Here is a 13,482-nt window from a genome sequence, read left to right on the forward strand (position 1 = left end):
CGTGGCGCCGCTGGTCAGCATCGCAGGCCTGAGCGTCGCCTTCAACGGCGTGCCAGTGCTGCGCGGCGTCGATCTCGCCTTGCAGAAGGGCGAGGCCCTCGGCCTCGTCGGCGAGTCCGGATCGGGCAAGTCAGTCACTTGGCTTGCCGCGCTGGGGCTCTTGCCGCGGCACGCGCAGATCGCTGGCTCCGTTCGTCTCGACGGGCGCGAGATTCTTGGCGCGCCTGCCGCCGAGCTTGACCGGGTGCGGGGCGGGCGGGTTGCCATGATTTTCCAGGACCCGGCGAGCGCGCTCAACCCTGTGCTGACCATCCGCAGGCAGCTCTGTGAAGCGCTGGCGCTGCATCGCGATCTCTCGGGCCAGGCGATGAAGGCGGAAGCCCGGCGGCTGCTCGATCTCGTCGGCATTCCCGATGCGGCGCGGCGGCTCTCCGCCTATCCGCACGAATTCTCCGGCGGCCAGGTCCAGCGCATCATGATCGCGATGGCGCTTGCCGGAAATCCCGATCTGCTGATCGCGGACGAGCCGACCACGGCGCTCGATGCCACCATCCAGGCGCAGATTTTGGAGCTGCTGTCGTCGATCCGCCGCGAGATTGGCATGGCCATGGTGCTGATCAGCCATGATCTCGGCGTGGTCGCGGAAAACTGTGACCGCGTCGCCGTCATGTATGCCGGCCGCATCGTCGAAGAGGCGCCGGCCAACCAGATCTTCGCCGATCCCGTGCACCCCTATGCGCAAGGCCTGATCGACGCACTGCCGCCGCTCGATGGACCGCGTCGCCGCCTCACCGCGATTCCCGGGACCGTGCCCGATCCCGCGAGCATGCCGGGCGGATGTGCCTTTGCGCCACGCTGCGCGCTCGCGGCCGAGCCATGCGGCCTTGCGACGCCGAGTCTGGCACCGATTGCGGAAGACCGCTCGGTTGCCTGCATTCGCGCCGAGGCGTCGCGCCGCGCATTGCTCGGGATCGCCGCCGAATGAGCGCTCCGCTCGTCGAGGTGTCCTCGATCTCGCGCTGCTACAGCACGCGCTCTGGAATGTTCGGCCGAAGCACGGCCGTCCACGCGGTCGATGGCGTTTCTCTCACGATTCCCAAAGGCGAAACGCTGGGCCTCGTCGGCGAGTCAGGTTCAGGCAAATCGACCACGGGCCGCATCGTGCTCGGCCTCGAGCCGCCGGATCGCGGCGTGGTGCGGTTCGACGGCAAGCTGATGGCCGCGCCTGGGACGCTTCCGTGGCGCGCGCAGCGGGCGCGCATGCAGATGATCTTTCAGGACCCGCTGGGCGCGCTGGATCGGCGTTTGCCGGTCGCGACCCAAATCCGCGAGCCCCTCGACATTCACGGTCTCGGCACGCCTGTTGAGCGCGAGGAGCGCGTCCGCGAATTGCTGCGCGCTGTCGAGCTGACCCCGTCCCACGGTGCGCGCTATCCGGGCGCGCTGTCCGGTGGTCAGCGCCAACGCGTCGTGCTGGCGCGGGCGCTGGCGACAAAGCCCGATTTCCTGGTCTGCGACGAGCCGGTCAGCGCCCTCGACGTCTCGATCCAGGCGCAGGTGGTCAACCTGCTCGCGGATCTCCAGTCGCAGCTGTCGCTGACGCTGCTGTTCATCAGCCACGATCTGCGCGTTATCAGGCAGATCAGCAATATCGTCGCGGTGATGTATCTCGGCCGCATCGTCGAGATCGGCAGCGCCGACGATCTCTTTGCGCGGCCGGAACACCCGTACACCCAGGCGCTGGTTTCGGCCTCACCCGCGCCGGGCCGCCGCAGCGCCGGCCGCATAGTGCTGTCGGGCGATCCGCCGAACCCGGCGGCGCGGCCCCAAGGCTGTGCTTTCCATCCGCGCTGCCCGCGCGCGATTGCGCGCTGTGCGAGCGAGGTGCCGACGCTGTCCGCTGTCGGCGGCGACCGGCAGGTTGCCTGCCATCTCGTGACGGGGCCGCAGGCCGAGACGCGGGACGCGGCGTGATGGGGCGCTATTTCGCCATTCGCATTGGACGCGCAGCTCTGACGATCGTGCTCGTCGTCACCTTCGCCTTCATCGTGCTGCGCCTGTCAGGCGATCCCGCGCTGATGATCCTGGGACCGGAGGCGCCGCCCGAGGTCATCGCCGCATTCCGCAAGGCCTGGGGCCTCGATGATCCCATCTGGTTCCAGTATCTCGATTACTTCGGCGCGATCGCCAAGGGCGAGCTCGGCCGTTCCATGCGTGATGGGCGACCCGCGATTGAGCTCGTGCTGGAGCGGATCCCGGCGACACTGGCGCTGACGCTGCCGGCGTTTGCATTCAAGGTCGCGCTCGGCATTCCCGCCGGCATCTACGCTGCCCTTCATCGCGGCTCCGCGATCGACCGGGCCGTGATGCTGACGGCGGTGGCCGGATTCACGGTGCCGAGCTTTGTGCTCGCGCTGCTGCTGGTTCTCGTCTTCGCCGTGCAACTCGGCTGGCTGCCCTCGGGCGGACAGGACAGCTGGCGCCACGCCATCCTGCCGATCGCGACGCTGAGCCTTGGTGGTGCGGCCGTGCTGGCGCGCTTCACGCGCAGCGCGATGCTTGAAGTGCTGGGCCAGCCCTATATCCGCACGGCGTCGGCGAAGGGTGTGCCCTGGCACAGAGTCGTGATTTCGCACGCGTTGCCAAACGGGGCGATCCCGACCGTCACCATTCTGGGCTTCATGGTGGGCACGTTGATCGCGGGTGCGGTCGTGGTCGAAAGCGTGTTTTCGTGGCCCGGAGTAGGGCGCCTGCTCGTCGTTGCCGTCGCCAACCGCGACCTTGCCGTCGTGCAATGCATCCTGCTGCTGGTCGCGCTGACCATGGTGACGTCCAACCTGATCGTCGACTTCCTCTACGGATTCCTCGATCCGCGGCTGCGCGCCAAAGGAGCGCACGCATGACCGACGCGACGTTGAAGGATACGGCCGTCCGCCGCCGCATCAACCTTCCCACGATCCCGGTGTCGGTCGCCATCGCGGTCGCCTGGATCATCGCGATGCTGGTGATCGCCACCTTCGCCGAGAAGATCGCGCCCTATGGCTACACCCAGCTCGATCTGCGCAACCGCCTCTCGGCGCCCGGCAATGTCGCGCATTGGCTCGGCACCGACGAGCTTGGCCGCGACGTGCTGTCGCGGCTGCTCGTCTCGATCCGCATCTCGCTGCTGATCGCGTTCGGCGCAACCGCGATTTCGGCAATCGTCGGCACCACGCTCGGCTTCCTCGCCGCGCATTTTCGCGGGGTCGTTGAGCAGTTCGTGTTGATGCTGTCCGATTTCCAGGCCAGCATGCCGTTCCTGATCATGGCGCTGGCGGTGCTGGCCTTCTTCGGCAGTTCGCTGCCGCTGCTGATCGGCCTGATGGGGCTGTTCGGCTGGGAGCGCTATGCCCGCATCGCGCGCGGCCTTGCCATCTCCGCCAATGCCCAAGGCTACGCGGCCGCAGTCCGCCAGCTCGGCGCGACGCCGGCCCGGATCTATCTCCGGCACATCCTGCCCAACATCGCCTCGACCCTGATCGTCTCGACCACGCTGGTCTTCCCCGAGGTGATCCTGATGGAGTCAGGCCTGTCCTTCCTCGGCCTCGGCGTGCAGCCGCCGATGACCAGCCTCGGCAACATGGTCGGCTACGGCCGCGAATACCTGACCCGGGCGCCCTGGATCATGCTGGCCCCGGCCACCGCCATCGTGGTCACCACGCTGGCAGTCTCCGTGATCGGCGACTGGCTGCGCGACCGGCTCGATCCGACCCTTCAATAAGGCGACCGGCCTGACGCGCACTGATTTGCAGTCGGGGAGCGGCTACGAGCCTTTGACTAGCCTCGGATCTCCGGCTTCCTGCCGCGCCCGAGCGCAAATTGACCGACCGGGCCCTCCACATGGAATTCCAGCTCCGTCATCTTCGCGAAAAGATCGATGTTGGTGCTGCCAATAGCGCAGCCGCCGAGGCCCATATCGGTCGCAGCCAGGTAGAATGTCTGGATCAGGCTGCCGACATCCTTCAGGATCAACGAATATGCGATTGCGCTATATTTCCAGGAGATCCGGCCAAAGCGCGCGGCGATCGTGATCAGGATTTGCGGCTGACCAGCCGCATCCATGGCAAACTGGGCTGCCGACGCGTGCGCCTGGAGTTGTTGAGTGGAGGCGTTGATCGCGACCAGCGTGTGGCTCCCTGCATCGTAGTGGTAGAGACCGCGCGCAAGCCCTTCGCAGCACGAGACCGTCAGGTACAATTCCAGCTCGTAGGCGCTGCCCGCCGCCGGATAAGGCCGCGTGCTGTAGTTGACCTCGGAACCGCCGTCAAAATACGGGCCGCTCTTCCATTCGGACATGACGCGCGCGGTGGTGTCGAGAAACAGCGCGAGTTCGCCGAGCGTGACCGGATTCTTGTCGTCGAAATCCCGCGTCGAATGGCGTTCGCGCAACAATTTCGGGAAGGGGGAGTTCGGTTCGGAGGACGGGAATTTACGCAGGTCGATCTTGCTGCCAGGCCAGGGCGGACGCACCGCGGGCGGCGGCGGAACGACGCTCGCATAGGTGAAGGCGGCGCCGACCGGATTGGCCTGCCGGCCCTCCGTACTCCGCGTGTGAAACACCAGATCATGGAAATCCCAGAGAACGAGATTGCCGTCGCCTTCATTCACCCGGAGGCCGTCTCCGTCTTTCGTATTGAGCTTGAGCAGGATCTGGCTGTCCAGCAACAGTTCGAGCAGATAGAGCGTAGAGGACGCAGCCCGCAGCTTGAGATTGTTGACCTTCCGAGGCTGAGACAGCACAGCAAGGGTCGCGGCGATGGCGGGATCGCCAATCCGGAACAGCGCGCCCGCGCGTGGCGATTCCAGCACCATCTCATTGCCGCGACGGCGCAGATAGGCAAAACGAGACAACACAACGGTATCACGGGTGCCGAGCTTCGCACGTCGCGGCCAGTATTCAGCAACTTGGGGTTCGATGACGACGAGGTCCTGCTCGTCACGCGAGGAGGAGAGGCGGTATTCCAGAAGCCCATGCCGGGCCAACCGATGCGCCAGGGCGTCGACTTCCCTGGCGAGGATGCTCCTGCCTGCGAAGGATCCAAGCGGAAGGCCCGTGCTCAGATGCCGCGCGCGTTCCATCGCGGCCGCGCTGAATTGTCCGAGGTTGATGGAATAGTCGCCCAGAGAGGCGGCGATGTTTCCGTCCATCTGCATCTGAAGGGAGAAACGATGGCTCAATCGGGCGGCAATGTCTGGCACGATCTTCCTGGTCGGCTTTTTCCGGGGAGCGCGCACGAAAGAGCAGCCCTTCAGGTGTGCGGAAGGAACGAGGTTAGTTCGCTTTCCAGCCGCGCCCGGTCCAGCAATCCAAGCTTCACCGGCACGTCGTAAAGGCGGCCGGGCGCGAAGCGGCGATAGAAATGACGCAAGCCCGGAACGAGCACCCTGACGACGGGAACCTCGACGTCGGGCCGGGTCTGGTCAAGCACGAGGAAATCGTAGCCTGCACGGGCGGCGATCTCGACGCAGGCAATGACCTGGTCACGCGTATTATCGTGAAGCTCGAGGCTCGGCGCCGGGGGGACGATCGGACGGTCGCTCGGTATCAGGAACGGGTAATTTTCCAGGCGCAGCGGCGTGACACCGTCAAGGCTCGGCTTCTCGCCGCTTGCGCCGCCCATCATGCTGACGGACATGAACTGGGTCAGTTCGGTGAGGGAGCGCAGCAGGGCTATGCGGCGGTCGAAATGCGCGCCGGAACCGAACTCGATATTCTCGTGTCCATTCTGCATCCAGTGCATGATCGCCACATAAGTCGGAATGCCGAGATCGGTGGTGACGTCGAGCACCCACAGCTTGCGCCCGGCTACCGCAAATTGAGTCTGGAGGTCCCGGACATAGAAATCATCGAATTGCCCGAGGTCGACCTCGGCGCGCTGCAGCCGGTTGTACCACCAGATCGCGTAAGCATCGCGCTCGATCAGTTCGAGGAAGCCCTGAACGATGGCTTCATCGCGGGTGTTGCCGGCCGCGCAGCCGTTGGAATCCGTATGGAAGCCACCATAGAAGAAATACAGGAGGCCGGTGGGCAGATAATTGAAACGCTTGTCGCGCAGCGATGTGACCGGCGACCACTCGGTCTTCGCCGAGGCATCGAACGGCTCCGGAACCGGATGGGAGTCGTCCGGCTGCTGGAGAAACCTGTGCTTGAACTGCGTTTCGCTGAAGAGCTGGATATCGTTAGGAAGAAGCGCTTCACCAGGCGCGAAATCGCCAAAGCGGCGCGTCGTCCTGATTTCATCGCCCTGGAAAATGCCCGAATAGCGCTCGATCGACTCCATCAGCGCGCTGGCCTCGCCCTGCTCAGCGGTCGAGCCCTTGCCAAAACTGCCACCGCTCAATCCGGACCTGAGCTGGTCGATGCTGTGGGCCGGCGCGGAGAAGTTGTGCTGGGCGAAGTAATTGGTGTTCATCGGCAGATCGGCGTCGATCCGCTCGAGCCTGCTCACCACGCCTGTCAGCGGGCTCACATGCTTGCGGAAGCGCGATACCGTCGCCCGCGACGTCACGGTGCGATATCCACCGCTGGTCATGACGAGCTTCTTGCCTTCGGCGATCTCGACCGAGGTCGGAGATCGGCGCGGGTTGTTCAGCTTCTTGCTGCCGCACGTCGGACATTGCGGGCGTCGTGCGACATAGTGCTTGGCGATGACAGCGCCGGCCAGGTCGAAGCTTGCGACGTGATCGTGCAGATCAGTGCGAAAGCCCGAGGCGATTGCCTTGGCGATCTCGACGGCTGCGAAATGGATTGCGGTCTGTCCGACGCTTTCGCTGACGAGTGGCGATACGGCGACCGCACGCGCCGCTCCCCGGTCAAGAAACCCCTTGATCTCCCGGTTGCGGATCATGCGATCGAACAGGCAGGTCCAGCAGGCGCTCTCGCCCGGTTTGAACACGGGCCCAACCAGCGGAAATGCGCCGGACGGCTGTACCAGCAGCCATGGCGTCTTGCCGGCCACGCGCTCCTGGTTCAGTTCGCCGAGCCGCCAATCAAGATAATCGTTCACCAGCGTGATCGTGAGCTTCGGCGAGCGCTTGGCGATTTGAACGCCGAGCTTACTCAGGGCTGCGGTCAGCTCCCTGGCACCTTTGACGTCGATCGACTCGATCTGCACGGAGCAGGTGCGAAGATTTTGTTCGGCGACCTCGGGAGACAGGCCGAGGCCCGCCCAGAAACCGCCGACGGCCTCGTCGAATGCTTGCGACGTTCGTGCGACGACATAGCGGCGATCAAGCAGGCGCTTGACGGCTTCCTCGATCTTGTCGGCCGGGAAGCGCTTCGAAAGCTGGCGAACGATCTCCGGCCTGGCTTTGCCATGTTGCCCGATCGCGGAGGCGAGGGCGCAGTAAAGTTCGCCGTGCAGGAAGAACTTGCGATCCTCGGAATAGAGGCAAACCGCATCGGGAGGCAGGACGTAGGCGGTGAAGTTCGGAGCAAATCGGAGAATGTCTTTGCGGGTTGGCCGCGCAACGCGGGTCTTGCGATTGGCAGTCATTGAGTTAGCACGCTGATCCGGTTGCCGTGCGAAACAAAGCAATTGGCCGGACCCTTTTCTCGGAGCCGGCCAATGATATATCGGTTTGTGGACAAACCATTCGGAACGCGCCGCGGCTTAGCACCAGCGGCAACGGCCCCACGATGCGCAGCAACCCGCGCATGATACGGCGCATCCCACGACACCAACGGCACAGCCGACGGCGCAACCTGCACATCGGCAACCGACGCCACATCGGCAGCCCCGGCATCCGCGACAGCCTCCGCATCCGCGACAACCGCCGCATCCGCGCCAGGCGACCTGCACGCGGCCAGCCACATCTTCCTTGTCGAAGAGATGGAACGTGGCGAGACTGACGTCGGCCATTTCCTCTTCACCGAAGGTGATGGCCTGACCCAGTCCAAAGTTCGGCAATTTTTGTACGTCGGGGGTCGGCACGGCGGATGCCAATGCGCTTCCCGCGAGCGAAAACGTCAACCCTGCGGCTCCGAGCGCCGGCACGGCAGCTTTGGTAACTCGCTTCTTCTTCGCTTTAGAAGTCTGCTTCGCCTGCCGCATGGTCGAACCTCCGAGCATTGCAAGACGCATCCCAGCCGCGGTAAGTCTACGCCCAGGAAATTATGCAGGCAACAATTACGCGTACAAAAGCGTGGTGCCTCACGTTCAAAGTGTATTCATCTTCATGAATGACATCGGCGCGACGCGACGCATCGATGATCTACTTATTTGGCGCAGGCGCAGCTTGGTGCAGTGCCGCATGCGCATCGACGTTTGAACGGAGAGATCAGCGTGGCAGATCAACCGGGGCGCTTCGCTTGGTATGAACTCCTGACCATGGATGTCGCGGCGGCAGGCGAATTTTATCGCAAGACAGTCGGCTGGGGCGTGAAGGATGAATCGACTCCGGAACTGCCTTACACCGTGCTTCGTAGCGGCAGCGTTCCGCTGGGCGGACTCATGGAGATCCCGGAAGAGGGGCGGAGATTGGGGGCGACGCCGAGATGGATGGGTTACATCGCCGTCGACGATTTGAACGGGACCGCCGCGCAGGTCGGGCGGCTCGGGGGTGCAATCCTGGTGCCGCCGACCGTGACCAATATTGGCCGAATAGCCGTTGTCGCCGACCCGCACAAAGCGACGTTCGGGTTGATCGAGGAACCCGCATATGGCGGCGGAAAACCGGGCCGGCTCGACGCGCCGGGGCGCGTCGGCTGGCATGAGCTATTGGCGGTCGACCGGACTGTGGTCTTCGATTTCTACAGCGAGCTGTTTGGTTGGCAGAAGGCCGATGCTCAAACAGATCCGGCGGATTGGTATCAATTGTTTTCGGCGGGTGGGCAGACCGTGGGCGGCATGCTCACCAAACTTCCGAGCGTAGAGCAGCCGAGCTGGCTGCATTACTTCAATGTCGAGGACATCGGTGCTGCTACGAAGCAGGTGAATGCTGGCGGAGGCCGGGTCCTCCAGGGGCCGATCGAATTGCCTGACGGCTGCTGGATCGCGCGATGCGTCGATCCCCAGGGCGCCCTGTTTGCACTGCAGGGTGCGCGAGGTCCCACAGGCATAGAGCCATCTTCGGCCTCGGAAATCGGGTGGTCCGCCAAGTGGGGTGGGACTGCTTCCCAGGGCAGAATGGTGCTGCCCAAGCTAAAGCGCTAGCTGTGGCGTCTGTCTCGCGCCCAAGCCGCCATAAAAGAGCCCGCGCCGGGAGCAGGGGAGGCCTGCGATAGGCCGATATGGCCCGGGCCGGGCCAAGTTCCCGTTGCGCCCGCCCAGCCCGTGCGCTATCCGGCCGGAAAGGCCTGAGGCGGCTTCTATTTTCCGCCCGGCCAGCCAAACCCGAGGACGGAAACCGCCATGCCAGCCTATCGCTCCCGCACCACCACCCACGGCCGCAACATGGCGGGCGCCCGCGGCCTCTGGCGCGCGACGGGCATGAAGGATGGCGATTTCGGCAAACCGATCATTGCGGTCGTCAACTCCTTCACCCAATTCGTGCCCGGCCATGTCCATCTGAAGGACCTCGGCCAGCTTGTGGCGCGCGAGATCGAGCAGGCGGGCGGCGTCGCCAAGGAGTTCAACACCATCGCGGTCGATGACGGCATCGCCATGGGCCATGACGGCATGCTCTACAGCCTGCCGTCGCGCGAGCTGATCGCCGACAGCGTCGAGTACATGGTCAACGCGCATTGCGCCGACGGCATGGTCTGCATCTCCAATTGCGACAAGATCACGCCCGGTATGCTGATGGCCGCGCTGCGGCTCAACATCCCCGCCGTGTTCGTCTCGGGCGGCCCGATGGAGGCCGGCAAGGTCACGATACAGGGCAAGACCAAGGCGGTTGACCTGATCGATGCCATGGTCGCAGCCGCCGACTCCAAGGTCAGCGACGAGGACGTCAAGGTGATCGAGCGTTCGGCGTGCCCGACCTGTGGCTCGTGCTCGGGCATGTTCACGGCCAATTCGATGAACTGCCTCACTGAAGCACTTGGTCTTGCGCTGCCCGGCAACGGCACGGTCGTGGCGACGCATGCCGATCGCAAGCGGCTGTTCGTCGAAGCCGGCCACACTATCGTCGATATCGTGCGCCGCTATTACGAGCAGGACGATGCCTCCGTGCTGCCGCGCAACGTCGCGAACTTCAAGGCGTTCGAGAACGCGATGACGCTCGACATCGCGATGGGCGGCTCGACCAACACGGTGCTGCATCTGCTCGCCGCCGCCCACGAGGGAGAGGTCGCGTTCACCATGCAGGATATCGACCGCCTGTCGCGCCGCGTGCCCGTGCTGTGCAAGGTCGCACCCTCAGTTGCCGACGTCCATGTCGAGGACGTGCACCGTGCCGGCGGCATCATGGGCATTCTGGGCGAGCTCGACCGCGCTGGCCTGATCGACACCTCGGTCTCGACCGTGCACGCGCCGACCATGAGCGACGCGCTGGAGCGCTGGGACGTCAAGCGCTCCAAGAGCGAAGCGGTTCGCACCTTTTTCCGTGCCTCGCCCGGCGGCATTCCGACCCAGGTCGCGTTCAGCCAGGAGCGCCGCTACGACGAGCTCGATACCGATCGCGAGAAGGGTGTGGTCCGCAACCTCGAGCACGCCTTCAGCAAGGACGGCGGCCTCGCAGTGCTCTACGGCAACCTCGCGCAGGACGGCTGCATCGTGAAGACCGCCGGCGTCGATGCCTCGATCCTGAAGTTCGCCGGCCCCGCGCGCGTGTTCGAAAGCCAGGACGCAGCGGTCGAGGGCATCCTGGGCGGCAAGGTCGTCGCCGGCGAGATCGTCGTCATCATCTACGAAGGCCCGCGCGGTGGTCCGGGCATGCAGGAGATGCTCTATCCGACGAGCTATCTGAAATCGATGGGCCTCGGCAAAGCCTGTGCGCTCGTGACTGATGGACGTTTCTCAGGCGGCTCGTCGGGCTTGTCGATCGGCCATCTGTCGCCGGAAGCGGCCGAAGGCGGCAACATCGGTCTCGTGCGCACCGGCGACCGGATCGCGATCGACATCCCGAACCGCAGCATCAGCCTGGAGGTCTCCGACGAGGAGCTCGCCAAGCGCCGCGCGGCGGAGGAGGCGAAGGGCGATGCCGCATGGCAGGCGACGGGCCGCAAGCGCAACGTCTCGACCGCGCTGCAGGCTTACGCCGCACTCACCACCAGCGCCGCGCGCGGCGCGGTGCGCGAAGTGAAGCGTCGCTCCAAGTAAGAGCGCCTTGCGTCCGCGCGTCGCGCGGATGGTCAACAAGTTCTTAGCGGCCGGCGAAAGCCGGCCGTTCGCATTAAGGATGCCCCGACGAACTTCGGCAGCCCTGGATTTCGCGGCGTATACTACGGCGACCTTCGCAAATCCATTTCGGGCAACTGGGGCACCACCGCAATGTCTCGTATTCTCGCTGTCGTTTTCTCAACAGTCGTCGCCGCGATTTCGATGACGAGCGCTGCCTCCGCCGGCTGCTACAATTGCTACACGCCGCCGCCGTGCACCACCTGCTATCAGCAGCAATATGTGCAGCCGCAATACCGCACCGTCGATGAGACCGTGATGGTTTCGCCCGGTGCAACGCTGGCGCACCGCACGCCCGCGCAGTACCGCACCGTGATGGTCCCGCAGACCGTGTTGGTGGCGCCGCCGAGCGTCCAGTACGAGCGCATCCCGCCGCAATACGCCACGCGCCAGCGTGTCGAGATGGTCTCGCCCGGCTATTCCTATTACGCCCCGGTCGCCCCGAGCTGCGCAAACTGCGGCTACTAAAAGCAGCGCAACACAGAAAACTTCGCGCGGTGCTCCTCTCGGGACGCCGCGTTTTCTTTTGCGGTAAAGCAAACGAGGCTCGGAAATGGAGGCAAATCCAACCGGGCCTCGCAACCAGCGATGCCCTGGGAGGCGTCGCCAGTGTCCAGGATTGCTGAAGGGGCGGCCGTTGGCCGGTGGCCGACGCATTGCCCAAGCTAGAGGATCAGCCTGACGCTCGCCTGACAGGCCGGAGTTCAGTGAAGCGCGAGGGCCCAACTTCGCGTTGCCTTAGGCAGTCGACTACGTTAAGCGACAGCAATTCCGAGATTGGGAAGGGTGGCCGAGTGGTTTAAGGCACCGGTCTTGAAAACCGGCGTGCCCGAAAGGGTACCGTGGGTTCGAATCCCACCCCTTCCGCCAGTATCTGCGCACATCAAATTGAAATGACTTAGAAAAACAGGTCCACTGGAAACTCATTCCTAATCTGATTCCTAATCAAAGCATGCGACCGACCTTCGCGCTCAGCGGCAAGTCGCCTGCTAAAAAAAACTGACGGCAGATGCAGTTTCGTACGGTCTTTCGGTTGCTGTATGGTCAATATGTGGTATGGTTGTTCTTAGCCTGAGTCGCACAGCGGCACCCCGGACTGGCCCTTTGCCGGCGGGTATCGGTTTCCTCGACGCAGCCAAAGACCCTCAGGGGCTGGTATCGGCGTCCGACTGAAATCACTCAATCCCAATGACTACCACGAATCCGTCCTCGGACGAGCTGTCGCTCGTATCGATGAAGACCGCATGTGCGCTCACATCTTTGAGCCGCACGATGTTGAATCGTTACCGCGCGCAGGGGCGATTCCCGTCTGCCGTTCCGCTCGGCGATAAGAGAATAGCTTTCGTCAAATCTGAAGTTTCGAATGGATCACTGCGCGCATCGCCGCACGCAGTGCGAACGATAACACCGAGAAGGAAGCTGCGTAATGAATATGTCCTTTAAGCAGGCCGAGATGCGCCGCGCGATTGCCCGCAAGAGTGTTTTGCGCAACTGGGAAGCAGCTCTTGCACAAGACACGAAGAAACTTGAAGCCGCTTGTCGCCGCTACCTGAAGGCCGATGGCTACACTCTGAAGAAAATCCCTGCGGCGCATCGCAACCGCGAACTCTTCGGAATCGGCTACATGGTGATCAACGGCCGCAACATGGTCGAGCTTGGCGCGACGATCCATGAGTACGACGCCTCGCTGGAGGAGGTTGCGATGTTCGCTGGCCTGGATGGGGAATGGGTCAACATCAACGAACTTCAAACCCGGATAGCGGCTGCCAATGCGAATTGCGGCTCCCAAGCCGCCTGAGCACGATCGGCCCCTAGCCGAGTGCGTCCGAAACCCCCACAGGGGAATCCACCTTTGAAAATCCTCTCAATCCGTCCGGCACCACCGGGCTCCCTGACGCTCGCGCGTTTTGATCTCGAATTGAACGAGCATCTCAAGCTGTTCAACCTGGCTCTGCGCCAACGCCCGGGTGACCGCTCGTGGACCGTCGCGCCTAACGCTTTCGGAGAGCGCACAGCCGCGCTCGGTGAGCAATTCAACCGTGCAATTTCCGATCTGGCCCTCGCGGCCTTCATGGAGCTTCCCGCCGATGCCAGCACCAGCGTCTGAGTCCCCACGGTACGGCAAATCATTCACGGCGACTCCATTCGTTTACAAAAATCC

General features: G+C 63.8%; 12 protein-coding genes and 1 tRNA gene. 11 read left to right on the plus strand and 2 right to left on the minus strand.

What is annotated here, in order from left to right; translation table 11 throughout:
* Position 1: 1 nt before the first annotated feature.
* From ACPPVR_RS22215 to ACPPVR_RS22230, 4 genes are read left to right on the plus strand one after another with little or no spacing between them, the layout of a single operon-like run.
* The gene (locus ACPPVR_RS22215; RefSeq protein WP_426608723.1) at positions 2-985 is read left to right on the plus strand and encodes an ABC transporter ATP-binding protein; all 984 of its coding nucleotides are present in this window, start codon (positions 2-4) and stop codon (positions 983-985) included.
* Positions 982-1,974 carry an ABC transporter ATP-binding protein gene (locus tag ACPPVR_RS22220; protein WP_426608724.1) on the plus strand — a complete coding sequence of 331 codons (993 nt, stop codon included), beginning with the start codon at positions 982-984 and terminating at the stop codon, positions 1,972-1,974. The genes ACPPVR_RS22215 and ACPPVR_RS22220 overlap by 4 nt, the downstream gene beginning before the upstream one ends.
* Positions 1,974-2,903 carry an ABC transporter permease gene (locus ACPPVR_RS22225; protein ID WP_426608725.1) on the plus strand — a complete coding sequence of 310 codons (930 nt, stop codon included), beginning with the start codon at positions 1,974-1,976 and terminating at the stop codon, positions 2,901-2,903. Before ACPPVR_RS22220 ends, ACPPVR_RS22225 begins: the two co-directional genes overlap by 1 nt.
* Complete coding sequence (locus ACPPVR_RS22230) at positions 2,900-3,760, plus strand: ABC transporter permease (RefSeq protein ID WP_426608726.1); 861 nt, start codon at positions 2,900-2,902, stop codon at positions 3,758-3,760. The genes ACPPVR_RS22225 and ACPPVR_RS22230 overlap by 4 nt, the downstream gene beginning before the upstream one ends.
* A 56-nt stretch (positions 3,761-3,816) precedes the next feature.
* Here ACPPVR_RS22230 and ACPPVR_RS22235 read toward each other — a convergent pair whose 3' ends face one another.
* Together ACPPVR_RS22235 and ACPPVR_RS22240 are read right to left on the minus strand one after the other, a co-directional pair.
* Positions 3,817-5,193, minus strand: a complete 1,377-nt coding sequence (locus ACPPVR_RS22235) for a SagB/ThcOx family dehydrogenase (protein WP_426616157.1) — start codon at positions 5,191-5,193, stop codon at positions 3,817-3,819.
* Positions 5,194-5,288: 95 nt separating this feature from the next.
* Complete coding sequence (locus ACPPVR_RS22240) at positions 5,289-7,535, minus strand: TOMM precursor leader peptide-binding protein (RefSeq protein ID WP_426608727.1); 2,247 nt, start codon at positions 7,533-7,535, stop codon at positions 5,289-5,291.
* Between the two features lie 726 nt (positions 7,536-8,261).
* Between ACPPVR_RS22240 and ACPPVR_RS22245 the strand changes: the two genes are divergently transcribed.
* From ACPPVR_RS22245 to ACPPVR_RS22275, 7 genes are all read left to right on the plus strand, one after another.
* Positions 8,262-9,194 (plus strand): VOC family protein, encoded by a 933-nt coding sequence (locus ACPPVR_RS22245; RefSeq protein ID WP_426608728.1) that lies wholly within the window; start codon positions 8,262-8,264, stop codon positions 9,192-9,194.
* A gap of 198 nt (positions 9,195-9,392) precedes the next feature.
* A complete protein-coding gene (ilvD, locus tag ACPPVR_RS22250) occupies positions 9,393-11,243 on the plus strand; it encodes a dihydroxy-acid dehydratase (protein WP_426608729.1) in 1,851 nt (616 codons plus the stop codon).
* Positions 11,244-11,465: 222 nt separating this feature from the next.
* Positions 11,466-11,789 (plus strand): hypothetical protein, encoded by a 324-nt coding sequence (locus tag ACPPVR_RS22255; RefSeq protein WP_426608730.1) that lies wholly within the window; start codon positions 11,466-11,468, stop codon positions 11,787-11,789.
* 312 nt (positions 11,790-12,101) lie between these two features.
* Positions 12,102-12,191: transfer RNA gene (locus ACPPVR_RS22260), tRNA-Ser, on the plus strand.
* A 402-nt stretch (positions 12,192-12,593) separates the two neighbouring features.
* Complete coding sequence (locus ACPPVR_RS22265; protein ID WP_426608731.1) at positions 12,594-12,764, plus strand: AlpA family phage regulatory protein; 171 nt, start codon at positions 12,594-12,596, stop codon at positions 12,762-12,764.
* Positions 12,748-13,119, plus strand: a complete 372-nt coding sequence (locus ACPPVR_RS22270) for a hypothetical protein (RefSeq protein ID WP_426608732.1) — start codon at positions 12,748-12,750, stop codon at positions 13,117-13,119. Before ACPPVR_RS22265 ends, ACPPVR_RS22270 begins: the two co-directional genes overlap by 17 nt.
* A 120-nt stretch (positions 13,120-13,239) precedes the next feature.
* Complete coding sequence (locus tag ACPPVR_RS22275) at positions 13,240-13,428, plus strand: hypothetical protein (RefSeq protein WP_426608733.1); 189 nt, start codon at positions 13,240-13,242, stop codon at positions 13,426-13,428.
* The last annotated feature ends 54 nt before the right edge of the window (positions 13,429-13,482 follow it).

The sequence above is a fragment of the Bradyrhizobium sp. McL0616 genome (assembly GCF_049993385.1).
Classification (GTDB): Bacteria; Pseudomonadota; Alphaproteobacteria; order Rhizobiales; family Xanthobacteraceae; genus Bradyrhizobium.